Source organism: Chitinophaga sp., from assembly GCF_039596155.1.
In the GTDB taxonomy this organism is placed as follows: Bacteria; Bacteroidota; Bacteroidia; order Chitinophagales; family Chitinophagaceae; genus Chitinophaga.
In genome coordinates this window covers 50,188-74,946 of the sequence record NZ_JBCNKF010000028.1, presented here as the reverse complement: position 1 = coordinate 74,946, position 24,759 = coordinate 50,188, and the positions used below count along the sequence as shown (strand labels likewise).

Here is a 24,759-nt window from a genome sequence, read left to right as displayed (position 1 = left end):
AATGAGCAGCATTCACCCATCGGTAATGGTGGCTGTTTACTGCAGGCTCCGCCGTTCGCAGGGAATCAGCTCATGCTCCACTGCCTGTTGCAGCCGGATGAAAAATTTATTACATTTACCGGATTACTTATATAACCAATCTACATTCATGGCTTTAAACTACGTTTGGCTGGCTTTTTTCCTGATTTCTTTTGTGGTTGCACTCTTCAAACTCATCGTTTTGGGTGATACTGCAGTATTCTCTACAGTAATGACCGGCATGTTCGACAGTGCAAAGACGGGGGCAGAAATCTCCCTGGGTATGGCAGGGATCATGACCTTCTGGCTGGGCATTATGAAAGTGGGAGAAAAGGCAGGGATGATCGATCTCTTTGCCAAAGCTGTGACGCCTTTCTTTTCCAAACTGTTTCCTTCCATTCCAAAGGGCAACCCTGCCATGGGGTCTATGCTCATGAACTTCAGCGCCAACGCACTGGGGCTGGACAATGCCGCCACTCCCCTGGGCCTGAAAGCCATGAAACAGCTGCAGGAAATCAATAAGGAGGAAGATACCGCCAGTGATGCCCAGATCATGTTCCTGGTGCTGAATACAGCGGGTATTACGATTATTCCTACATCAGTGATTGCTATACGGCTGGCTGCTCATGCTGCCAATCCGGCTGATATATTTATTCCTACCCTGATAGGTACCCTGGTTTCCTTCATTTCCGGTATGATCGCGGTAGCCATCTACCAGCGACTGAACCTTTTCAAACTGCCGGTACTGGTGTTTTTAGGCATTTTTGGCGGCCTGCTGGCCATTTTATATTACGCCATGCATAATCTGCCGGCAGAGCAGATAGCCACCTACACGGGCTTAATAGGTGGCCTTGTGATCTTTGCCATCATTGCTTCGTTTTTAGCATTGGGGATGATCAGGAAGGTGAACGTATACGACGTATTTATTGAAGGCGCGAAAGAAGGCTTCCAGACCTCTGTGATGATCATTCCTTACCTGGTAGCCATGCTGGTAGGCATCAGTGCCTTCCGCAATACCGGTTGCCTTGATTATGTTACCAATGCGATTGGCAGTGTAGTGGCCTGGTTGGGCATGAATACGGATTTTGTACCGGTACTGCCCGTTGGTATTATGAAAACCTTCAGCGGCTCGGCAGCCCGTGGCCTGATGGTAGAGGCCATCAATCACTATGGCCCGGATTCATTCCAGGGCAAACTGGCAAGCGTGATACAGGGTTCTACGGAAACCACCTTTTATATCCTGGCAGTATACTTCGGATCTGTGAATATTAAAAAAACAAGGTACGCTCTTACCTGTGGACTCATCGCGGATGTAGTCGGACTAATAGGTGCGATTATCATCGGGTATATTTTCTTCTGGCATAAATAACCAGCTGGAGTGAATGAAAGGCGTTCCTGTCGCCATCTTTTTTAATAAGGTCTGTCAACAATATAATTACTATCTTACCGCTACCACCACTTACGAAAAAACCTAATGCATGCTTACTAAAAAAATCCACGAAGACTGGATCGCTGTCATTATAGCGTTCCTTGCTATTGCGGCTATTACTTTAGGTCTCAAGCCTTTCTACGGAACTGATATTCTTACTAAAACCGGCTCAGGCTTTATCTGGGTGGCTATCAGCCTGTTTATTGCCAAAGTACTAAGTCAGCAAACGGGCCGTTATCTGAAACTGTTACCGGCGTTAGCAGTAGTCGTATTCATTACACTGGTAGCACAGCTTGTAGCCAATACCGCCATCATGAAAGCATATGGGATCGAAGTCGTTCTCTTCAGCCTCATCTTAGGTCTCATCATCAGTAATACCGTTGGTGTACCCGGCTGGTTAAAGCCGGCGATTCAAACGGAGCTTTACATCAAAACAGGGCTGGTGCTTTTGGGTTGTAATGTATTATTCCAGGACATTGTGAAGGCTGGCGCATTGGGTATCATTCAATCGGTAGCGGTTGTATTTACGGTCTGGTATTTCAGTTTCTGGCTGTGCAGGAAATTAGGACTGGACGATGAATTCCGGATGATGATCTCCAGTGCAGTTTCTATCTGTGGCGTATCGGCGGCGATTGCTACTGCGGGGGCTATTGAGGGGGATAACAAGAAACTGTCTCATGTCATTTCCCTTGTATTGATCGTGGCGATTCCGATGATGCTGTTCATGCCGTATATTGCAAGGTGGGCAGATATGCCGCCGGCGGTAGCAGGTGCATGGCTGGGAGGTACTATCGATACTTCAGGTGCAGTGGTTGCCGCGGGCACAATGCTGGGGGAAGAGGCCCTGAAATATGCGACACTGGTGAAGTTCTCACAAAATGTGTTGTTGGGTTTAGCGGCTTTCTTTATCTCATTGTACTGGTCTTATTCAAAGAAAGAAGCCAATTACGAAAAGCCGACCCTGAGAACGATCTGGGATCGCTTTCCTAAATTTGTGTTAGGCTTTATTATCGCATCCCTCTTCTTTTCCTTTGCACTCAGCCCTGCACTGGTGACCACCATTAAAGGCAGTATCAAGGACCTGCAAACGTATTGGTTTGCGCTGGCTTTTACCTGCATAGGACTGGAGACAAAGTTCACCGATATTTTCAGCATGGAAAGAGGGCGCCCTGCGATGGCATTCATCATTGCCCAGGTATTCAATATCTTCTTCACCCTGGGTATCGCTTACCTTGTGTTTAGCTAGTGATATTTTATGATGGGGTTTTCTCCGGTTACATTTCACCCGTTCGGGATAATGTGTCTATACCATGCTCCCCGTCCGCTGGCTGACCGGAGAAAACCCCGTTTTGATTAGTCGTATTTTTCCATCTTATCATCGATGAATACATCCGCATCTTTTTTGATCTGCATTTTGATGTAGCATAGGAGTTGTGACGCTCCGGCCCTGAAGCAGACTTCCTGTGCCTGTCGTACTACCGCCATTACTTCGTCGTACTTCCCTTCTATCACCGTTTCAAACGGACATACCCGGTATTTGAGACCGGAGTTGTGAATGACAGCGATGGCTTCGTCGACTGTGGCATATACCTTGTCTGAGGCTACCGTTGGCAGGATCTGTAAAGCTACATTGATCGTGTGTTCCATTATTTTTTCCATTTTACTTCGTAAAGATCTTTCCGTATATCCTTCTTCGTTTGCACACTACCGAAGGCATGCAATTCTTTCAATAATACGAGGTCCACATCCGCAATCACCACCATTTCTGTATTGGTCGTTGCATCTGCTTTCACGCCAGTAACAGGGAATGCAAAGTCTGACGGGGTCAGTACAGCACTCTGCGCATATTGCAGGTCCATATTGTTCACCTTCGGCAGGTTACCGACACAGCCAGCAATGGCAACATAGCATTCATTCTCAATAGCCCTTGCCTGCGCACAGAAACGTACCCTGTTGAAGGCGTGTTGTGTATCTGTAAGGAATGGCACAAACAGGATCTGCATGCCCTCTTCTGCTAGTATGCGGGATGGTTCCGGAAATTCTACGTCGTAGCAGATCTGGATACCAATTTTGCCACAGTCTGTGTCAAATGTTTTCAGTGCATTGCCGCCCTTGATCCCCCACGCATATACTTCACTGGGCGTAGGATGGATTTTGATATAATGATCGTAGGTACCATCCCTGCGGCAGAGGTAGGAAATATTATACAACGCATCATCGATCAGTACAGGCATACTACCCGTGATGATGTTTACATTGTACGCGACCGCCTTGCCAATAAACCAGTCCCTGATCTGCTCTGTATATTTTGCTACGCCCCTGATCGCCTGGGCGGAGTCAACCTGGTTAAATTCGGCCATGAGAGGGGCATTGAACAGTTCCGGGAAAACGACAAAGTCCGATCCGTAATCACTCACAGCATCGATATAGTATTCTACCTGTTGCAGGAAACCCTCCAGGCTGCCATAGTCTCTCATTTGCCATTGTACGAGGCCAATGCGCACGGTGGACTTATTATAGCGAACAGTATCTGCATCCTTTTCATAGTAGATGTTATACCATTGCAAAAGAGTGGCGAAGCCCTTACTGGCTTCATCATTAGGCAGGTAATTCTTCAGGATTTTTTTAACTAAAAAGTCATTGGAGAACTGGAAAGTAAGTGTGGGATCATAGATTTCCTTATCCTTTACTTTCTCTATATATTCACGGGGAGTGAGCTGATCGGCAAACTTTTCATAATTCGGAATACGGCCACCTGCTACAATCCCTCTCAGGTTCAGGCGTTCGCAAAGGTTTTTACGGGCATCATAGAGTCGTCTTGCCAACCGTTTGCCCCTGAAATCGGGATGTACAAATACTTCTATACCGTATAAAATATCCCCTTTGGGATTGTGGGTGTTAAAGGTGTAGTAACCGGTAATCTGCTCGTAAGTGTGCTCATCCCCAAATTTGCCATAATCCACAATAATGGATAATGCACAGCCTACTACTTTTTCGTTGACAGTAATAGCAATCTGCCCTTCGGGGAAGATCTCTATGAGCCGGCGCAGTGTAGGCTCCCGCCAATAACTACCCGCCATATCGGGGTAGGCTTTCAACATAGACTCCTTTAAATCAATATAATCCTCTGCGGTCAATTGCCTGATTTCAACAGTTTCTGACATGGTCTCTTCGTTTTACAGGCAATTTAAGTAAAAAGGGCGTATCATTACGATACACCCTTTCTGCTGATTTTTCGCATATTCCCCCGGCAGATACGGGGTTTTCCTTCAGTATGAGAGGGAAACTATTGATTCAGGAGATCCTGAATATAGATAACCTTATTATTTTGTGTCTGTAAAAAGGCTTTGTTAGCCCGGCCAATGTGCAGGAATGCTTTTACCTGTCTGACGAAAAAAACAGGCAGGTAAAACAGTGCTTTCACTACCTTTTTGTCTGTGCTCATCACCGCCACGATGATAAAGAACGACAGCGGGAAGAGGATCATAGCAGCTATCCAGCCCAATGTCCACATCGGAGCGATCCAGTAGTCGACGAAAGCAAATAAAGCGGCGCCTGCTACCTGGAGGAACAATGGCGGACGCAGTAAATTGAATCCGAAGAACACAAGATTAAAGCTACCACGCCGCAGTCCTGTTACGAACACATCCCAGCCATATTTAAAATATTTAAAGTAAGCATTGATCCACCTGGTACGTTGCGTTTCCAGTGCATCGCCACTATCGATTTTTTCATCGTATACTTTCGCATCTTCTGCATATGCCAGTTGTGGAATAAGTTTCACGATGTCTGCCTGGATCTTTTTATCAAACCCGCCGAGGAAGTTGCGATAGATCACCTGCTTGTACAAAGCGGTTTCAATTGCTATACCCAATCCCCAGATATTGGCAGACAGGCCCATTTCCATGCGCATACGCCTGTCGATGAAGTTGCTGAAATAGTTGCCGGCAGCGTCCAGCTGCGCATATACACTGTCATTGTTCTTGGCCAGCATATTCGTTTGTACGGCACGGTAACCTTTGTTGAAATACCCGTTCAGCACTTCGAGATAATTGGGATGCAACAGGTTATCTGCATCCAGTATGATCATTACGTCGTGCGATGCGTCAAATTGATTGATCGCAAAGTCGATGGAACGGATCTTCGCATTTAAGGGAACTTCAGGCAGGAGTACCTTTACCTGTGGATCATTGTTGTATCCAATATTTGCGTGGTCGCACCCATCCGCTACAACATAAACTTTGAAGTGGCGGTAGGTTTGCCTGAGTACCGAATCTACAAGGGGTGGAACCAGTTGCAGATTTTTGTGTGCTGTAATAATAACAGCAAAAGAATAATTTTTTTCCGGCGTACCGGTAGCTGTTTTTCCCTTAACAAAGAGAGCGCCAAAAAATTTCTTTATGCCATAAATGAGCAAAAGAAATGTCGGTTGAAGCAGATAGGCTGCCAGTAAAAGCTGTATGGCTGCAAAGCAGCTCAGTAGGATTGACCACATATTAATTAGCTTTTTCCCAAACAGAAAAGAACCCACCCGTAAAACGGTAGGGCAATGCATCGGCTATTTTACAATCCAGCCACTGTAACGCACGTACTTTTTTTGCTACAAAGCTGAATGGGAAGACATCTTCTATAAAATTTGCTTTTCCAAAGCGGACAATGCGAAAGTGGTTTTGTGTAGACAATTTTTCCAGGTCCGATTTGTTGAAAAATTGCACATGATCCAGATTATCTGCAGCTGACTGGACAGTGGTTCCTGAGTAGCCCAGCGCTTTCTTGACGCCAACCACTAATTTCCAGGGCCAGCTGTTTTTTTCACGCATCGCCAGCACGGGGCGGGTAACAAACAGTTCGCGGGGGCCGCTGCCGTTAGGTACGGTTACGATCAGCACACCATCCTGCTTCAGTGACTGGTACAAGACTTTCAATAAGGAGGAAGGGTCCTGCAGGTGTTCCAGCACCTCGCTGCAAATGATGGCGTCGAAGGTATCCCCCTGAGCGACCAGTTTCTCAGCGCTGATCACGTCGAACCACACGTTGGGTAAAGTATTCAGGGCACGTGCACGAACAATGGTTTGTTCGCTTACATCTATACCCAGTACATTGAACCCAAGTTTGCCGAGGTGACGGCTGATCACACCGTTGCCACAGCCTACATCCAATACCCTGGCATCAGCCTTTACTTTGCTTTTCAGTGCATCACTGATAAAGTCAAGCCGCTTTCTGTCAGCGATCCTATCATATTCGTATGTAACAGTAGTAGTCATGATTCGTATCCGGTTAATTTTTATGTTCAAGCACTTGCCGGTACAGGGTTTCAACCTGACGGGTCATGCCTTTTGCACAATAGTGTTGATTAACAGTGGCAGCAGCTGCCTGCTGTAACGAGGTGCGTAGTGCAACGTCTGTGTGTAAGGTGCCGATAGCGGTGGCGAGAGCCCCGGGGTCGCGGGCTGGCACCACAAGGCCATTTTGCCGGTCAGTAACAATTTCTCTGGAGCCATCCACTGCGGTTACGATCACGGCTTTACGCATGGCCATTGCTTCCAGCAGTCCGATGGGCAGTCCCTCCCAGAGGGAGGGTAAACAGTAGATATCTATTGCCTGTAACAGATCCGGCACGTCAGCGCGGAAGGGTTGAAATACGATCTGACTGGCAATGCCTTGTGCATCGGCCAGTGAAACCATTTCATCTTTCATGTCCCCCTCTCCTACTACCAGCAGGGTAATGTCGCGATATTGCTTCAATACCTCTTTAAAGGCGTATATGAGGGTTAATGGATCTTTTTGATGAGTGATGCGGGCGATGTATCCAACCACGGTATTAGTGGCAGGAATACCTAATTCTTTGCGAATATTATTCTTCCGGGAATCCGGGTTAAACCTGCTGAGATCTATCCCGTTATTGATTACGGTAGAGCGAAATCCGGCGAAGTGCTTTACGCCTGTATCCCTGTTAGAAGCAGAGACAGAGATGTTTGCTTTAGTCCCGCTGGTGAGCAGTCGTTCAGACCATACACGCAACTGCTTTTGCAGAAAAGGCTGATCATCGTGAAATGACCAGCCGTGGATGGTATACAGCAAAGGTCGGCCACTCATGCGGGCGGGAATGTACAGATTGCTGGCAGCACGGGAGCCGTGTGCATGAACGATGTCAATCTGTTCGTCCTGAATGAGCGTTTTGACCCGTTTCCAGCAGGAAGGGTCAAATGCTTTCAGGGAAGGAATTACATAATGGCGTATACCCATTTCCTGGAGGCGAGTGATCATCGGTCCGTCTGTAAACGACAGAACCACCGGTTCAAAACGCTCTTTGTCCATGGCATCCACCAGGCTGAGTACGTGGGATTCCCCACCGCCTATCAGTCCCTGGCGGATGGCCTGCAATACCTTTATTTTAGGTGTGTTGTTCATTATGCCGGAACGCCTGCAGCCTGAGGTTGTTTCCTTTCCCAGCCCTGTGGCAGTTTTTCGTAGATCTCAATGTTTTCGAATTCCTTGCTCTTACGTGCACCTACTTCTTTCGCCCATTCTGCCATACGGGCAATGCCGTCCTGTAAGGATACGCCGCTGCCCTCGCCGAATACGCGGTGTGCTTTGGTGTGGTCAGAGTAAGCATGCATCACTTCGTTGCGGGCAGCCAGGTATTTGATGTCCGGCGTAACGCCGAAACAGGCACCTACTACTTTTGCCAGTTCATTTACGGTGTAGGGTTTGTCTGCACCGATATTAAACACTTCGTTGTACGCCTCAGGGATGTTCACGCTGTTCGCAATTGGAATAGCTACATCATCAATAAAGCTGAAAGCACGGGTCTGTTCGCCATCGCCAAAAATAGTCAATGGTAAACCCTGCATAATCTGGTTCATGAAGATGCCGATCACATTACGGTATTTATCACCGATGTTCTGGTTCTCTCCATATACATTGTGCGGGCGGAATACAACGTAGTTCAGGCCAAACATTTCGTGGGCTGCTTTCAGGTCCAGTTCAACAGCGAATTTGGATACGCCATATGGATCTTCCGGCATAGGTACCATTTCTTCACGCATAGGCAGCTGACCTGCACCATATACAGCGATGGAAGAGGTGAATACGAAGCACTTTACTTTATGCTTGATCGACTCATTGATCAGGTTAATGCTGCCAATGAGGTTATTATTATAATTGAAACGGCGGATAAAGTGGCTCAGCCCTTCAGCTGCATATGCCGCCAGGTGGTATACATATTGAAAACGGTATTCTTCGAAGAGGCTGGTCACCAGCTGATCGTCGGATACAGAGCCCTGAACGAAAATGGCGCCTGCCGGGATATGATCTTCGAAGCCCCCGCTAAGGTCATCCAGTACAACTACTTCATGTCCCATTGCGAGGCAATGTTTTACGACATGTGAACCGATAAAGCCGGCACCGCCGGTAACAAGTGATGTTATTTTAGACATAATTAAGTTTTTTATACAGGTGAATAACTTGATGTGGTGAGGTTCCAGAAAGTACCTTTGACAAAAGATCTTAAATGCTTGAACTGTCCTTTCAGGGTGTAGGTGAGCACCGCCTTGGGGAACGTAAGGAAACTAAAGAAGCAGAGGAATGCGGCCAGCTGCAACTTGTTTGTATTCCTGCGCATGTAGAGAATGCGGTTGCGTGTATGGTAATACGCTTTTATAGCGCTCTCCTTACCCATGGTGATGGACTCTTTGTGGAAGATCAGTCCGTTTGCATTATAATAGATCTTGTATCCCGCGCGTAGAATTCTGGCAGACCAGTCACTTTCTTCGTAGTAGATAAAGAATTTGTCAGCAAAGCGGCCTACATTGTCGATCACTTCCCGCTTGACCATCATGGCGGCGCCATGTGCACACCAGGTAGGGCCTGACACATCGTGCTGACCTTTATCTTCTTCTTTGCTGCCCACTGCCCATGTACGACCGGTGAGCAGGTTCATCTTGTTGAAGCCTGCGTACTGAATGACGTTGGGGTGTGAGTAAAAGCGGATCTTGGGGCATACCACACCAATAGTTCCGTCTTCATAAAATGGTTGCAGCAAATGTTCCAACAGGTCGGGGGTTACTTCTGTATCATTGTTTACAATGAAGATGAAGTCTCCTTTTGCGTGCTCGATACCGAGGTTGTTGCCACCGGTAAAACCCAGGTTGACAGGACTCAGAATGAGGCGAAGATTGGGATAGTTGCCTGCTTCAATCTGAGCAGTAGGATCAATACCGGACCCGTTATCTACGACGATCGTCTCAAAATTGCGGTAGGTTAGCTTTTTTGTAGACTCCAGAAATTCGCAGGTAACAGTTGTCTGGTTGAAATTAAGGGCAATAATGGACACCAAAGGTGTTTGTTCTTGCAAACTCATAATCGTATTCGGTAGTTAATATTATTATACATTATCCTTTTGCCGGAGTGCATTTGGCGTATTTGCCAGAATCCACATATCATACAGCACAGAATGTTTTTCAGCGTAACTTTTATCCAGGTTAATACGCTCACTTACGCTCATATCTTTGTTACCTCTCTTTTTGATCTGCCAGAGACCTGTTATACCGGCGGGTGCCAGGAAACGGCCTGCATAGTCATCTGTAGTGAGCGTAGCAGCTTCGTACAATGGAAGGGGGCGATTGCCAACGAGTGACATATGACCCAGCAATACGTTCAGCAGCTGGGGAAGTTCATCTAAGCTGGTGTTGCGCAGGAAGGCGCCCAGTGGGGTAACGCGGGGGTCATTGCTTACTTTAAAAAACACAGGACCGGTACCGTTAGTATCGTACTGGTTCAGGTGTTTCATCTGGGCGACCTGTTTGTCAGCGTCCGCTACCATGGTGCGGAACTTATAAAATTTAAAGATCTGGTAGCGGTTGCCAGCGCGGCGGGACACATAGAAAACAGGCCCTTTGGAATCCAGTTTGATCAGAATAGTCAGGACTAAAAATACAGGGGATAACAACAGGAGTAGTGTGCCGGCAATGAGTATATCCAGGCCACGTTTAAAGAAATAGTTGATATAGTACCCGGGCTTGATGGCAGGGAATCTGCCTTCTTTTTCTATTGTCTGTGCCAGGTTCCTGATCTGCTGCGCGGTGTGCAGCTTTTCTTCAAATATCGCAGGGGTAACTTCGGGGGTGAGAATATCATCGATACCACCAATGGAGCGCAGCTCTTGTTTCAGCTCCGCAGATAAATCTTCCGTGTAAATAAACACGGGTACTTTAGCGAGCCTGGACTCCGTACGGATAAAGTCTCTCAGCTTACGCAGGTTAAATTGAGGATTACCATGTACGTTACAGATAATAAATGTAGGTACGATGTTAAATTGCAGCTGCTCTTTCAGCACATCCACTGACAGTGACAACTCTTTCGCAGTAAATACGTACTCATCCGTTTTGCCAGTCACACCATCAAAGAACTCATCATTCCCGATGCAAAGCGTGTACCTGTTCACGTGGCTGGATGCCATCGCGACAACCTTGGTACCGGTCCGTTTTCTGGCATTCGGATAGCTCAATGGTAGATTTGATATCATGTGCGTTCGGTTTACTTATAAATCTATTATAACAATGGTGCCAGGGGAACAAGGAAAAAGGATTATCCCGCAATACTCACAGACGGCTGTGTGTTTAATTGGTTATCTACTAACGCGAGCAATTTAATTGGATCAAAAGGTTTGTTAATCACTTGCGCTACATTGGGATACAGGGGCAGGTTGTCCTTCAGGTCCATTCCCGTAAGCACGATAACAGGAATATCGCTATACAGTGCATTGCCCGCAAGATTTTTTGCAAGTTGCCAGCCATCAATGTTTGGCATCTGAACATCTGTAATGATCAGATCCGGAATATTGCCGCTGGATAACCACATAGTAGCGGTCAGTCCGTCTGTAGCAGCATACACCTTATATTTGTTGCCTAACATCGCTTCTAACAAGAATCGCATCGGGGCACTGTCATCTACTATTAAAATCTTCTTTTTCATTTTTTACTCCGGTTTAGAACATAAAAGATTGCTCTGTAAACCAAATGCATACACGCCGCAACGCTCGCTGTTGCAGAATGGGCAAATGGAATCTCTTTGATCTTCCAGGAGGATAAGGTAGAATTATCACTAAAATTCACCACTTGCAGGTTAGTACATATGCTCAGTAGGTAAAGCATACGCGCAAAGACTGCGGTGGTCATTCATTTCAGGACAAATTGGTTAATGTGAATTTCAGAGGAGATGGCTATGGTTACATTAGCAGATTGCTATAATCAGGCGTAAAAATATTCTTTATTCCTGAATAGTGCAAAAAAAATATTGAACAATATTTTTTTTGTACTTGAATGTCAACAACCTGATGGTTTTTATCTTAAATCTGTCGCAAAAGTATATTAATAATTATTTTTTAATATTTTGAAATTGGTAAAAGATTAAGAATTCCTCGTGAATGATGCAAAACTGAAAGTAAACGATCATAAAATTGCGGTTGATGTATCATCATCCTGACACACAATAATTTTTCTTCTTTAATTTGGCAGTGTTATTAAGAAGCATCACCCCCAGTAAACGAAATTGTTAACGATGACGATATTATTCTACACCAGCTTATTCATACTGTTCTATAATTATATCGGGTATGGTGTCCTGGTGGGAATACTGGTGACCTGTAAACGCCTGCTGGCAAAGGATACAGACGTATCGACTGCGTTCGAACCAACGGTCACACTGATCGTTGCAGCTTATAACGAAGCAGCCTTCATACCTGAAAAAATTAAAAACACGCTCGAACTGGATTACCCTGCTGATAAATTAGAAATAATCTTCATCACTGATGGGTCTAATGATGGTTCTGAAAAAATAATACAGCAGTATACACGTATAAGAGGCTTGCATGAACAGGAGCGGAAGGGTAAAACTGCCGCCATCAACAGGGCGATGCAAACCGTGCAAACTCCCATTGTGATCTTCTGTGATGCAAACACGTTGTTAAATGCGGCGGCCGTCAGGAATATTGTGCGGCACTACCAGGATCCCCTTACAGGTGGTGTGGCCGGCGAGAAGAAAGTAATGCAGGCAGGTAACAGTGGCGCAGCAGGTACAGAAGGTATCTACTGGAAATATGAATCGGTATTAAAGCGACTCGATGCGGCGCTATATACAGTAGTAGGTGCAGCGGGCGAATTGTTTTCTGTAAGAACAGCGCTTTTCACCCCGGTGGAACCAGATGTGATCCTGGATGATTTTATCATTTCCCTGCGGGTGAATCAAATGGGCTACAGGATTGCTTATGCGCCGGATGCCTTCGCAATGGAAACGCCATCAGCAGGTATTACAGAAGAACACAAACGCAAGATCCGCATCAGTGCAGGCGGCTTTCAATCTATTGTAATGCTGCGTGCTTTGCTCAATGTATTCCGGTATCCGCTCCTCTCCTTCCAATACATCTCACATCGTGTGCTGCGCTGGACACTGAGTCCGCTTAGTTTGCCAATACTATTTATCAGTGCCGCAGCACTAACGTTTCAGGGAACAGGCGGCTGGTATCAATTGCTGTTTGCAGCGCAGGTAATATTTTATATACTCGCAATCACCGGGTTTTTCCTTGCTAAGCGGGACATTAAATTCAAGCCCTGCTATATTCCGTTTTATTTTCTTTTTATGAATGTGGCGATATACGAAGGCTTTTTCAGATATATCAGGAAGCAGCAATCTGCTGTGTGGGAGAAGGCCAGGAGAGAAACAGCCGTTATGAATGCTTAAATACAACCAACATGTCGACAACAACCAATACACAGCGTATCAACAGCATGGATGCACTCAGGGCGCTTGCTATGTTCCTGGGCGTGGTGCTGCATGCAGTGATGGCGTATACACTTACCCCATTTGAAAACTTTTATCATGACCCGCACTATAGCAGCGGTGCTTATGATGTGATATTTTTTTTAATACATACTTTCCGGATGCAGTTGTTCTACCTGATAGCGGGGTTCTTCTTCCGTTTGTTGTATTTCAGGATTGGCGAGGCTGCATTTATAAAGCATCGCACGCAGCGCATCCTGATCCCCTTGATAGTCGGTCTGTTCCTGATACTTCCCTTTACCAATCTGCCGCTCACAGCGTACACGGTGACCGGTGGGGGCCAGCACCTCACCGGGCCGGACGTTTCCCTGATCCTGCACAACATCATGATCTGGAGAGGCCCGGTACACCTGTGGTTTCTGTATTACCTGACGTTGTTCTACATCATCGGCATCCTGTTAATGAAACTGAAGTTGCCGAAACTGCCTGTAGCTATCGTTCCTGTGTTATTACTGGCAGGTTCGTTTGCATCATTACTTCTCTTTGATACGTATTATATCAAATACACGCCCGGATTGGTGCCGAAGCCTAATTACATCCTGTATTATGGCATTTTCGTGTACGCAGGCTGGGTACTCCATGCGCATAAAGAGAAATATTTTCCGTTGCTCAAACGTTATGGACTGGTGTTTACAGCCGTTGGTCTGACTACCGCACTGGCGATATATTATAATAGTACTGCAGCCGGTATTTTGCTGAAATTGGGTATGACCATTGCGACTGCATCGCTTGTGATCGGTTTCCTGGGCGTATTTCTGCGCTGGGTCAATGCTGAATCATATACCATGCGTTACCTTTCAGACGCGTCGTATTGGGTGTACCTGGTACACGTAGGGCTGGTATATATGATGCAGGCATGGCTGGGAGACACTCACCTGCCGGGTATACTGAAGCCGGTGTTATGTTTTATTGTACCCGTTGCAATTTCGCTACTCACCTACCAGTGGTTTGTACGATACACTATTATAGGATTTTATTTACATGGGAAAAGAGAACGATCGATGCCCGACGCGCACAAAACAGTATACAAAATGTCTACATCGAAATCCTGAAAAACGTTATAATCCTTAACTGATATGCATGAAGCGGGATTTTAAAACGATTTGTTAATGTAATAAAAAAGATTTGCCTCTTTTAAATTTTATACTACCTTAGCGTTTCGAATTTATCCTTCCAACCAGTCCTCATTTAAAACCTCACGATAATACTTTTAGCCGTTTTCCTATTTAAAGCCGCTCAGCATTGAGTTGGCCGAATACGTTGTTAAGATACATGTGAACTAAAAAAATCGCAGTTTTGCCAAAACTTGCTGGGTAAGTTAATTAATCGGTTTACAACTGAAACACTTATCCATATGAGGAAATTTTACGCAATCTGTCTGTTTTTTATCATGGGCTTTGGTCATATGGCCATGGCACAGATATTCAATTCAGGCGACGCCGTTGTGAATTACGACCCCAATAATCCCCCCACTGCCCCTGCATGGGGTACAATTGGGAAGTGGGTGCGTACTTTACGAAGCGATGTCAATTTCACGAACAAAGACTCTTACAAGTGTTACTACCTGAACGGAATGCCATTTCGGCTGAAGTTTCCCAAAAGCTATCAGCAAGGTGTAGCAGATGGTAAGAAGTACCCCATCTTTATTTTCTTCCATGGTAAAGGTGAAGGTGGAGGCATTTATGACAATGAATACTCCCTCTACCACGGTGGTGGCAAATTCTGTGCTGCTGTCGACAATGGTAATTTCGATGGTTTTATTCTTGTTCCCCAAAACACCACCGGATATTTCGGTGCTTCTCACTATGCTTTTGTTAAGCAGATCCTGGATACTCTCATCGCCAGCAATAAGCTCGATGTGAACAGGATTTTTGTTGATGGTCTCTCTGCTGGTGGCTCTTCTACCTGGGAGTTTATGTTCGCTTATCCTACACTGATAGCTGGTTTCCTGCCTATCAGCGGTTGTCAGATTGCTTACAAAGACCAGGTCAACACATTTAAGTACATTCCTCTTTGGATCTTCCAGGGTGGTCTGGACAACAATCCTCACCCTAACACTACAGCCCAGGTAATGACCGCCGATTCTCTCGCAGGCGGCAACTGGAAAGAAACTATTTACCCTAATGGGGGTCATGGTATTTGGGATAACGCATGGAATGAAACTGATTTCTGGCCCTGGATTAACAGGCAGAATAAAACAAACCCCTGGCCAAAAGCCGGGCATAACGAGTTTTGCCCAGGTGAAGCCGTTAATTGTACTTTGGGATTAACAGCCGGTTTTGACGGCTACGAATGGCGCAAGGATGGTATTACCATTCCAGGTGCGAATTCAAACGAACTGGTAGTGACCGAATTTGGTACCTACGACGCAAGAATCAAAAGAGGAGATGTATGGTCTGATTATTCTGCTACACCCGTTGTGGTTAAACAGAAAGCAGCCACTCAAACCCCTCCTATCACTATTTCCGGCCTGATGAGTAAGGTAATCCCTGCTCCGGATGGCAATACATTTGTAACACTTACATTGCCTAATGGTTATACATCTTACCGCTGGGCTAAGTTAACAGATACTACTACACTGGCTACTACGCAGACCTACAATGCGAGCGCAGCGGGCCAGTATCGCGCTAAGGTGACTGAACTGTACGGTTGTTCCAGCGAATGGTCTGCACCGTTCTCTGTAGTGCCTGCCAGCGGTACCAAAGCACCGGCACCTGCTTCCGGTCTCACGGCGACGGCTATTTCAAAAACAGCTATCACCCTCGACTGGACTGACAATCCTAATGCCACCTACAATGAAACCGGTTATGAGATCTATCGTGCCTCCACTTCCGGCGGCCCTTATACACTGGTGAAATTGACCGCTGCCAATGCGGCTACTTATACCGACAGCCTGCTCAACCCCAACACCAAATATTACTACATCGTACGTGCTGTTAATGACAGCAGCGCGGCAGCCAACAGTAATGAGGCTGTTACCCAGACGCAGGTGGACAATACGCCTCCTACCGCTCCGGGCAACCTGACCGTAACAGGTAGCACTTCCAGCCAGGCTTCTCTGTCATGGACTCCCTCTACTGATGATGTAGGTGTATACAAATACGACATCTACGTAAATGGTATCAAGTCCTACACGGTAAATAACGATGTGAGCACCTTCACTGCCTATGGTCTGAAGAGTGACTCACTGTACAACTTCGTCGTAAAAGCAAGAGATGTTGCAGGCAACTCTTCCGCACGCAGCAACCAGGTAGCTGTGTATGCCGTGGCAAACGGCCTTGCATGGCGCTACTACACCGGCAACTGGAATACACTGCCCGATTTCAATACATTGACACCTGATGCTACCGGCTACTCTGCTGTTCCTGATATCAGTATAGCTCCCGATGCAGACTATTTCGGTTTTGTGTGGGAAGGTGAAATCCGTATTCCTGTATCCGGCAACTATACCTTCATCATCAACTCTGACGATGGTAGTAAGCTCTGGATCGACAGCAAGTACGATGCTTCGGTTACACCACTCGTGAACAACGACGGTGCACACGGTACACAGGACAGAGAAGGTACCATCTACCTCACCGCAGGTATGCACAAAATTGCTGCTGCCTACAACGAGATCGCAGGTGGACAGGCATTCACCCTCTCCTGGAAGAATACCGCTAATGGAATCACTACTGCTACAAAAATCACTGCTGACTACTTCAAAAAAACAGTGACCAGTGGTGCTGTACCTAAATATCCTGGTAACCTGCTGGCTACTGCTACTGCTTATAACAAGATCAAACTGACATGGGCAGACAGCAGCAACAACGAAACCGGATTTGAAATCTACCGTGCTACTGCACAGGCAGGTCCTTATACGACTATTGCAACTATTGGTGCGGGCGCAACCTCCTATACCGATAGCAACCTGGTAGCTTCCACTACTTATTACTACCGCGTAAAAGCCATCAATAAGTATGGTGACTCCGGCTTCAATCCGAAAGAAAGTGGCGGTCTGTTCTGGGCTGAGTACCCGGGTTCATACAGCGCTTTACCTGATTTCAATTCACTGACACCGTTTATTTCCGGTACTACGAATAATATCACCCTCGATGTAAGAGACCGTGAAGATTACTTCGCCCTCAAGTTCGACGGTTATATTAATATCCCGACTACCGGTACTTATACATTCTATACTGCTTCAGACGATGGCAGTAAACTATATATCGGAGGCTTTAGCGAGAGCAATCTGATAGTGAACAATAATTTCCTGCAGGGTACTACCGAACGTTCCGGTACCAAAACCCTTACTGCTGGCAGATATCCTATCACTGTTACTTATTTCGAAGCAACGGGTAGCCAGACATTATCTGCCAGCTATGCAGGACCTGGTATCTCCAAGCGCCTGATGCCTGATAGTGCTTTCATCTACAAGAACATGAGAGCAACCACCCTGGCTAAACCAGCGCTGCCTGCAGCTCCGACCGGCCTGACATTGACTGCCGTAAGTCCAAACAAGATTCAGTTAAACTGGAATGACAACTCCACTACTGAAACCGGGTTTGATATTTACCGCTCTGTAAATGACAGCACCAATTTCAAACTGTTTACCTCTGTTGGTCCGAACAGCTCTGCAACTGCCGTGTACAACGACTCTGCACTGTTTGCCAATGTGAAATACTTCTATAAAGTACGTGCGAAAAATGAAGGTGGTAACACCCTGTTCACTAACAGCGCCGGCATCTACACACTCAACACACCTCCTGTCATCTCTCAGCTGGTGAACCGTTCAGTGAGGTATGGCACCCAGCTCGTACTGAACATTACCGCTACCGACGCAGATGGCGAACCTGTGACATTCTCTGCAGCGAACGTACCTTCCTTTGGTACTTTTGCCAACACAGGGAACGGCACCGCCACGCTGACATTCAACCCTGCCACTACAGATCAGGGAACCTATGCCAACATTACCGTTACTGCTACCGATCAGCACAGCGGTATGGCGAGCACTTCATTCACCCTGACTGTAAATGACAACTACACACCGGTAATTGGTACTGTCAGCAATGTCACACTGGCTGAAGCGACTACATCTTCTATCAGCCTGACAGCAACCGACGGCAATGCAACTGACTCCATCACCTGGACTGCCAGCGGCTTACCTACTTTCGCTACCCTGGTTAAGAACGGTAACAACGCCTCTATCAGCCTCGCGCCTACCTACATCGATGCAGGTACTTATAATGTAACTGTCAATGCGAATGATGGTAAAGGTGGTATCGATACCAAGACCTTTGTGATCACTGTTACTGACGTGGATCCGAGCCGCACGCTCTATGTGAACTTCTCCGATGGATCTTATCCTCCGGCTTCTCCATGGAACAGTACCAACAAAGCGCCGGTTCAAAACGACCTGTTCCCGAACCTGAAAGATCAAAACAGCGTCGCTACTACCATCGGTATCAAGATCGTAAGTAACTGGGGCGCCCTTGGTAACGGCTCTAACTACTATGGTGGTAATACCGGCAACAACTCCGGTGTATACCCTGACAACGTTATGAGAACTGCTTACTGGACAAATACCACCAAGCAAACCCTGAAACTGTACGGCCTGAACAGCACCAGCAAGTATAGCTTCACATTCTTTGGTTCACGTGCTGATGTAACGGATAACCGTCTGACCAATTATACCATAGGTACTACCACCGTATCATTGCAGGCAGCTTCCAATACCAAGAACACCGTTTCTATCAATAACGTAGCACCCGATGCAAACAACGAAATCAGCATCGACCTGCAGAACGGTACTGGCTCCGTATATGCTTACCTGAATGCGATGGTGGTAAAAGTATCTTACGACGATGGTAACGCACCAGCTAAACCTACCAACATCGCTGTGACCAGCGGATCAAATGGTGTGGGCCTGACCTGGAAAGACGTCGCCTTCAACGAAACTGCATACGAAATCTGGCGCAGTGGCACAAGAACAGGTACTTACAGCCTGCTCAACCCAACTGCCGCAGCTAATGCCGTAAGCTACACCGATACTTCCGCCAGGGCAAACAACACTTACTTCTACGCGATCAGAGCGATCAATGCAAATGGTAACTCTGCCTTCTCCGATACAGTAAGCATCACCACCGGCAACAATGCACCTAAACTGGACAGCATTGCAGGTGTGACCATCAAAAACAACGAAACTGCTACCGTTAACCTCCGCGCTGTGGACGACATCGGTGATGTACTGACACTGAAAACCACCAACCTGCCGTCTTTTGCGAAGCTGACAGACAACGGTGACGGTACTGGTAATATCAGCATCACCCCTGCAGCCGGCAACGTTGGCAAGTATACAGTGACTGTCACTGCCACTGACAACAACGGTAGTAGCACAAGCAGAACGTTCGTGATCTACATCAGAGATAAGAACCTGACATCAGTATACTTCAACTTCAACCAGACGTTGCCTGCTGATGCTCCATGGAACAACTTTAATTCTTATCCAAGCAATACAGCTGCTATCAACACCGTAGTAGACGAATCAGGTGCCGCCACCAGCATCAGGATCTCTCTCCTCGATGCCTTCTCCGGCACCAATGCAAGCGGTGCTTCTACCGGCAACAATAGCGGTGTATATCCTGATAACGTACTGTCTACGACTTACTTCACCAGCGAGTCTACTCCAAGAAGAATCAAGATCACCGGCTTGTCTGCTGCTTACCGCTACAACCTGATCTTCTTAGGTAGCCGTACCGGTAATGACAATAAGAATACAGACTATACAGTAGGTAGCAACACCGTCACACTGAACGCTGCGAACAATAGCTCCAACACCGTTCAGATCAACGGTATCGCTGCTGACAGCACAGGCGCTATCCAGTTCACCGTGAAACAATCAACCGGCGCTACTTACGGTTACATCAACAGTGTGGTACTGCAATACTACATCGACAATGGTACGCCGCTGAATCCAACCAATGCCACTGCTACTGCTTCTTCCAAGACCAGTATCAATGTGAAATGGCAGGATAACTCTACCAACGAGACCGGCTTCCAGGTATACCGCTCTACCGACAACAGTAACTTCACACTGCTGACAACTGTAGCGAACAACGTAAATTCTTATGCAGATGCAGGCCTGGCAACAGATACCCGCTACTACTATAAGATCCGCGCGCTCAAGGATACAGCCAAGTCTGACTTTACAAACGTAGCCAGCGCTTCTACTTTCATCAACGCAGTGTACATCAACTGTAACGTATACACCCCTGCCGGTTCTCCATGGAACAACACCAACTCCGGTCCTGCATTAGGTGCTACGTTCCCGAACCTGAAAGATGAAAGCGGCAATAATACCGGTCTGACCATGACCATCACCCAGGCCTTCACTGGTGACAACCCTTATGGTATGAACACAGGCAACAACTCAGGTATCTATCCTGACAATGTTATCAGCAGTACCTACTGGGTAGATGTCAATGTGAACGGTCAGCTGAAGATCTCCGGTCTGAACCTGGCTAAACGCTACAACTTCGTGTTCTTTGCAAGCCGCGATGGTGACGGTGACAGAACTACCAACTACACCGTTGGTACCACTACCGTATCACTGAACGCTTCTTACAATACCAGCAATACCGTTCAGATCAACGACATCGTTCCTGATGCAAACGGTGAGGCGTATATCAATGTAAAAGCAGGTGGTAACTCCATCTATGGCTACATCGGCGCCCTGGTGATCCAGCAGTACACTCCTTCGACCAGCGATCTGGACCCATCCCTGATCATGGCTAAGAAGAGTAACTTCCTGACTGGCGAATTGACAAACCCCGATGCTGCAAGCAAAGTTGCCCTGACAAATGTTTATCCGAATCCGTTCGCAACCAGCGTAACCCTGGATATGACGAATACCGGCAAAACAAGCAGCAATGTGAGCATCGTAGTATCAGATATTACCGGTAAGATCCTTTACTCCAGATCGCTGGGTAAACTGGATGCCGGCGGTCAACGGATCAATGTCGACCTCAGTACCTCTCAGATCCCTGCCGGTCCTTGTATCCTGCGGGTGATTGAAGGAGAAAATGTAGTGAAGACTGTGAAGTTGATTAAGAATTGATAACCACCATTCTTTGATTGATTACTTATTTGTTACCGAAAAAGTCCGGTGTATAACCGGATTTTTTCGGTCATTTTAGATTAGATTTTTTTACACTTTAAAGAATACGCCGATATGGATTTGATTTATTTATTCAAATCACTACTGAGGAGAAAATGGTTAATCATCATCAGCACGTTCGTAGCTGTGCTGGCGGCTTTTTTGTTAACCCTCAACCAGGAAAAACTCTATAAGTCCGTTGCCCAACTTGCCACTGGTTTCACCATGAGTGACCAGGTTAAACTCAAAGATGAAAGTTTCAACGTGTATGAAATTGATGTGAAATTTAACAATGCAGTCGAGGCCATCAAGTCTCCACGTGTACTGGGTATGACCGGGTACAACCTGATGCTGCATGACCTGGAAAACCCCGATAAACCCTTCAGGGTGCCCAGTGAAGAGGACCGTAAAACCGCTGTCTACCGCAAACTGAACAGACAAAAAGCAATCGAGATCCTCACCCGGAAATACAACGAAGAACAATTACTCAGCTCCTATGATCCTGAAGAAAGGAAAATACTGGAGCTGCTGAATATATACAGATACGACCTGGAAACACTGCGCTATGTGCTGTACGTAGGTCGTGTTCAACGTACCGACTTTATCGATATCCAGTACCGCTCTATTAATCCCGAGTTGTCTGCCTATATCGTGAACCAGGTAGTGACAGAGTTCCTGCGTAACTATGAGACTTCCCGTAACCAGCAGACCGTTCAGAATATTGAAACCCTGAAGAAACTGGTGGACCAGAAACGGGAAGAACTGGATGCCAAAATTGGTAATATCAAGACCATGGGTACACTGGATGCCAATGTTGAAAGCTCCAGTACCCTCGAACAGATCGCCAACTTTGAAAGCAGGCTGGCAGATGAAAAGGCAATCCTGACCAGCGCACAACTCGCTAGTCAGCAGATTACCCAGCGCCTCTCAGAAATGGAAAGCACCAGCACCCAGAATGCCGCAGCTACCAATAGCTCTAATTCTGAACTGGCTACCCTGCGTGAAAAAATGAACGATGCCTCTGCTGAATACCAGAACAGGGGTGGGAATGATCCCGAGCTGTATAACAAATACAAGAAAGCCAGGAATGACTATTCCGCCAAACTGATGGCCATGGCTTCTGCGGCTCCTACAACCGCGAACCCGGGTACCACCAAGGCTGATCTCCAACAAAAGAAAAGTGACCTGGACCTGCAGATAAGATCTGCTCAACAGAACATTGCCGCATACGAGCAGAAGATCAGACAACTGAACAGCAGTATGGGTGCCGCTGCTTCAAGGGGCGCAAACAACCTGGCCCTGCAGAAAGAAGTGGAACTCGCACAACAGGAATATGAAAGCATCAAATCCCGTTACGATGCAGCGGTGAACAATAAGATCGCGCCAATGGACAACTTCCACCAGATCCTGTACGGTCAGCCTGCTGTAGAGCCAGAGCCATCCAAACGCCTGATCATTATAGCCATGGCTGGTATGGCAGTCGCCGTGTTCTGCTGTATTCTCATCATCTTCCTGGAATACATTGATGTAAGTATCAAAACACCTACGCAGTTCCTGAGAATCCTGGAACTGAAGCTACTCGGTGTTGTGAACAGGATCAACCTGAAGAAGACACCGCTGGAAGAAATCTTTACCGATCCATCCATGAAACAGCATGATACCGCTGCCTTCCGAGAATTGCTGCGTAAGCTGCGCTTTGAAATGGAACACAGTGGCAAAAAGATCTTCCTGCTGACCAGTGCAAAACAGGGTGAAGGTAAATCTACTATCCTGAAGGCGCTGGCATATAGCCTGAGCCTGAGTCATAAGAAAGTGTTGATCATCGATACACAGTTCCCGCACAATACCCTGACTCAGGAGTTTGAAGCAAAACCAGTACTGGAAAGCTTCAATGCAGGGAATGAATTCAGTGTGATACAGCTGCATGAACTCATCTCCCCTACCAGTATGCCAAACGTGTTTATCATCGGTTGCGAGGGTGGTGAATATACACCGGCAGAAATCCTGAAGCCGGGCAACCTGCTGGAGTACCTGCGTACGCTGACGAATGAATTTGATTACATCCTGATGGAAGGTGCCGCACTGAATGAACGGGCAGATAGTAAAGAGCTGATGCAATATGCTGATACCATTATCACTGTTGTTTCTGCCAGATCCGGTGTCAACCAGACAGACAGGGAGACGATTTCATTCCTGCAAAGCCTGAATGGTAAGTTCAGTGGTGCGGTATTAAACTTTGTTGAACCAGAAAATATCGATTTATAATGAGCACAACGAAAGCCGTCAACAGGCTGGCGTGGATTGATTACGCGCGTGGCATAGCTATCATACTGGTACTATACCGTCACATCTTTGAGGGCATCAGCCGCTCAGGGGTGGAGGCTGCCCGTTTTAGCTGGCTGGAAAATGCGAATATCATTTTCTACAGTTTTCGTATGCCCCTGTTTTTTATCCTCTCTGGTGTATTCATCGGTAAGAGCCTGGCAAAGCGGGGAATGAAGAACCTGATCATCAATAAATTCAACATCCTGTTGTATCCTTACCTGTTATGGTCTGCCCTGCAGATCACAATACAGATCTGCCTGAGTGGATTGGTAAATGCAAACAGAGGTATAGCCGATTACGGGTACATATTTTTGTTCCCCCGTCGCATTGATCAGTTCTGGTACCTCTATGCGCTGTTCAATGTAACTGTGCTGTATATCCTGACAAAGGAAAAACTGCGGTTAAAGATCTGGCACCAGCTGGCAATAGGATTCATCGCTTATATGTACAGTAGTTATGTTTCCGTGCATCACATTGACCTCGGTTTTATTTATGACATCTGTCATTTCTATATCTTTTTTGCTATTGGTGAGCTCATTGCCGACAGGATACTGGATAGCAGTAAATATCCGCTGTATAGCAGCTGGGGATTATTTGCCGTTCTCCTCCCCTTCTTTGCAGCGGGCCAGTATTACTTTCTGGTCGCGAACCTGAACCACCAGTACAACCTGTTTGTGGAAGAACATCAGCCGCTGTTATTCGCGCTGATTGCCCTGGTGGGTTGTGCATTTATGATCAATATATCATTCCTGTTACAACGTTATGGCAGTGTAAAACTACTACGGGTAGCAGGGTTCCATTCATTATACATTTACGTTTCACATGTGTTGGTAGCATCGGCTGTGCGTATGTGCCTGGTAAAGGTGTTTCACGTCACCTACCTGCCAGTGTTGTTAGTAATCTGTTTATGTTTTGCCGTCGTTATTCCCATCCTGTTATACAAGGCAGCTATGCGCGCAGGTGCATGGTGGCTGTATAGTCTGGAGAAGCCCATGGAACTTAAATTAAGCTAAAA

Annotated in this window: 16 protein-coding genes; 7 read left to right on the top strand and 9 right to left on the bottom strand. The window is 46.6% G+C overall.

The window, feature by feature from the left end:
• The first annotated feature begins 148 nt into the window (after positions 1-148).
• On the top strand, positions 149-1,387 hold the full coding sequence (locus ABDW33_RS23640; RefSeq protein ID WP_343692573.1) for a nucleoside recognition domain-containing protein: 1,239 nt from the start codon (positions 149-151) through the stop codon (positions 1,385-1,387).
• Positions 1,388-1,496: 109 nt separating this feature from the next.
• The gene (locus ABDW33_RS23635) at positions 1,497-2,693 is read left to right on the top strand and encodes a putative sulfate exporter family transporter (RefSeq protein WP_343692572.1); all 1,197 of its coding nucleotides are present in this window, start codon (positions 1,497-1,499) and stop codon (positions 2,691-2,693) included.
• 107 nt (positions 2,694-2,800) lie between these two features.
• On the opposite strand, the gene ABDW33_RS23630 is transcribed toward ABDW33_RS23635, so the two are convergent.
• The 9 genes from ABDW33_RS23630 to ABDW33_RS23590 all read right to left on the bottom strand — a co-directional run bounded on the left by ABDW33_RS23630 (position 2,801) and on the right by ABDW33_RS23590 (position 11,422).
• Entirely contained in the window at positions 2,801-3,094 is a 294-nt protein-coding gene (locus ABDW33_RS23630; RefSeq protein WP_343692571.1) for a thiamine-binding protein, read from the bottom strand.
• Positions 3,094-4,611, bottom strand: a complete 1,518-nt coding sequence (locus tag ABDW33_RS23625) for a bifunctional GNAT family N-acetyltransferase/carbon-nitrogen hydrolase family protein (RefSeq protein ID WP_343692570.1) — start codon at positions 4,609-4,611, stop codon at positions 3,094-3,096. Before ABDW33_RS23625 ends, ABDW33_RS23630 begins: the two co-directional genes overlap by 1 nt.
• A 122-nt stretch (positions 4,612-4,733) precedes the next feature.
• A complete protein-coding gene (locus ABDW33_RS23620) occupies positions 4,734-5,942 on the bottom strand; it encodes a glycosyltransferase family 2 protein (RefSeq protein ID WP_343692569.1) in 1,209 nt (402 codons plus the stop codon).
• A 1-nt stretch (position 5,943) separates the two neighbouring features.
• Positions 5,944-6,711 carry a methyltransferase domain-containing protein gene (locus tag ABDW33_RS23615; RefSeq protein WP_343692568.1) on the bottom strand — a complete coding sequence of 256 codons (768 nt, stop codon included), beginning with the start codon at positions 6,709-6,711 and terminating at the stop codon, positions 5,944-5,946.
• Positions 6,712-6,724: 13 nt separating this feature from the next.
• On the bottom strand, positions 6,725-7,858 hold the full coding sequence (locus tag ABDW33_RS23610) for a glycosyltransferase family 4 protein (RefSeq protein ID WP_343692567.1): 1,134 nt from the start codon (positions 7,856-7,858) through the stop codon (positions 6,725-6,727).
• Positions 7,858-8,886 (bottom strand): NAD-dependent epimerase/dehydratase family protein, encoded by a 1,029-nt coding sequence (locus ABDW33_RS23605; RefSeq protein ID WP_343692566.1) that lies wholly within the window; start codon positions 8,884-8,886, stop codon positions 7,858-7,860. Before ABDW33_RS23605 ends, ABDW33_RS23610 begins: the two co-directional genes overlap by 1 nt.
• 11 nt (positions 8,887-8,897) lie before the next feature.
• Entirely contained in the window at positions 8,898-9,809 is a 912-nt protein-coding gene (locus tag ABDW33_RS23600) for a glycosyltransferase family 2 protein (protein WP_343692565.1), read from the bottom strand.
• A gap of 24 nt (positions 9,810-9,833) precedes the next feature.
• Complete coding sequence (locus tag ABDW33_RS23595) at positions 9,834-10,973, bottom strand: sugar transferase (protein ID WP_343692564.1); 1,140 nt, start codon at positions 10,971-10,973, stop codon at positions 9,834-9,836.
• A 62-nt stretch (positions 10,974-11,035) separates the two neighbouring features.
• A complete protein-coding gene (locus tag ABDW33_RS23590; protein ID WP_343692563.1) occupies positions 11,036-11,422 on the bottom strand; it encodes a response regulator in 387 nt (128 codons plus the stop codon).
• Positions 11,423-12,007: 585 nt separating this feature from the next.
• Here ABDW33_RS23590 and ABDW33_RS23585 point away from each other — a divergent pair.
• The 5 genes from ABDW33_RS23585 (at position 12,008) to ABDW33_RS23565 (ending at position 24,757) form a co-directional block, all read left to right on the top strand.
• Positions 12,008-13,186 carry a glycosyltransferase family 2 protein gene (locus ABDW33_RS23585; RefSeq protein ID WP_343692562.1) on the top strand — a complete coding sequence of 393 codons (1,179 nt, stop codon included), beginning with the start codon at positions 12,008-12,010 and terminating at the stop codon, positions 13,184-13,186.
• Positions 13,187-13,197: 11 nt separating this feature from the next.
• Positions 13,198-14,337: an acyltransferase family protein gene (locus ABDW33_RS23580; protein WP_343692561.1), complete on the top strand. Its 1,140-nt coding sequence runs from the start codon at positions 13,198-13,200 to the stop codon at positions 14,335-14,337.
• Between the two features lie 302 nt (positions 14,338-14,639).
• The gene (locus tag ABDW33_RS23575) at positions 14,640-21,380 is read left to right on the top strand and encodes a fibronectin type III domain-containing protein (RefSeq protein ID WP_343692560.1); all 6,741 of its coding nucleotides are present in this window, start codon (positions 14,640-14,642) and stop codon (positions 21,378-21,380) included.
• Positions 21,381-21,494: 114 nt separating this feature from the next.
• Complete coding sequence (locus tag ABDW33_RS23570) at positions 21,495-23,684, top strand: Wzz/FepE/Etk N-terminal domain-containing protein (RefSeq protein ID WP_343692559.1); 2,190 nt, start codon at positions 21,495-21,497, stop codon at positions 23,682-23,684.
• On the top strand, positions 23,684-24,757 hold the full coding sequence (locus ABDW33_RS23565) for an acyltransferase (protein WP_343692558.1): 1,074 nt from the start codon (positions 23,684-23,686) through the stop codon (positions 24,755-24,757). The genes ABDW33_RS23570 and ABDW33_RS23565 overlap by 1 nt, the downstream gene beginning before the upstream one ends.
• The last annotated feature ends 2 nt before the right edge of the window (positions 24,758-24,759 follow it).

What these genes read in the sequence shown, in the direction of transcription:
- ABDW33_RS23635 (WP_343692572.1), top strand. Translation starts at nt 1,497, where the DNA reads ATGCTTACTAAAAAAATCCACGAAGACTGGATCGCTGTCATTATAGCG.
- ABDW33_RS23630 (WP_343692571.1), bottom strand. Translation starts at nt 3,094, where the DNA reads ATGGAACACACGATCAATGTAGCTTTACAGATCCTGCCAACGGTAGCC.
- ABDW33_RS23615 (WP_343692568.1), bottom strand. Translation starts at nt 6,711, where the DNA reads ATGACTACTACTGTTACATACGAATATGATAGGATCGCTGACAGAAAG.
- ABDW33_RS23610 (WP_343692567.1), bottom strand. Translation starts at nt 7,858, where the DNA reads ATGAACAACACACCTAAAATAAAGGTATTGCAGGCCATCCGCCAGGGA.
- ABDW33_RS23565 (WP_343692558.1), top strand. Translation starts at nt 23,684, where the DNA reads ATGAGCACAACGAAAGCCGTCAACAGGCTGGCGTGGATTGATTACGCG.
- ABDW33_RS23590 (WP_343692563.1), bottom strand. Translation starts at nt 11,422, where the DNA reads ATGAAAAAGAAGATTTTAATAGTAGATGACAGTGCCCCGATGCGATTC.
- ABDW33_RS23585 (WP_343692562.1), top strand. Translation starts at nt 12,008, where the DNA reads ATGACGATATTATTCTACACCAGCTTATTCATACTGTTCTATAATTAT.
- ABDW33_RS23620 (WP_343692569.1), bottom strand. Translation starts at nt 5,942, where the DNA reads ATGTGGTCAATCCTACTGAGCTGCTTTGCAGCCATACAGCTTTTACTG.
- ABDW33_RS23625 (WP_343692570.1), bottom strand. Translation starts at nt 4,611, where the DNA reads ATGTCAGAAACTGTTGAAATCAGGCAATTGACCGCAGAGGATTATATT.
- ABDW33_RS23640 (WP_343692573.1), top strand. Translation starts at nt 149, where the DNA reads ATGGCTTTAAACTACGTTTGGCTGGCTTTTTTCCTGATTTCTTTTGTG.
- ABDW33_RS23595 (WP_343692564.1), bottom strand. Translation starts at nt 10,973, where the DNA reads ATGATATCAAATCTACCATTGAGCTATCCGAATGCCAGAAAACGGACC.
- ABDW33_RS23575 (WP_343692560.1), top strand. Translation starts at nt 14,640, where the DNA reads ATGAGGAAATTTTACGCAATCTGTCTGTTTTTTATCATGGGCTTTGGT.
- ABDW33_RS23600 (WP_343692565.1), bottom strand. Translation starts at nt 9,809, where the DNA reads ATGAGTTTGCAAGAACAAACACCTTTGGTGTCCATTATTGCCCTTAAT.
- ABDW33_RS23605 (WP_343692566.1), bottom strand. Translation starts at nt 8,886, where the DNA reads ATGTCTAAAATAACATCACTTGTTACCGGCGGTGCCGGCTTTATCGGT.
- ABDW33_RS23580 (WP_343692561.1), top strand. Translation starts at nt 13,198, where the DNA reads ATGTCGACAACAACCAATACACAGCGTATCAACAGCATGGATGCACTC.
- ABDW33_RS23570 (WP_343692559.1), top strand. Translation starts at nt 21,495, where the DNA reads ATGGATTTGATTTATTTATTCAAATCACTACTGAGGAGAAAATGGTTA.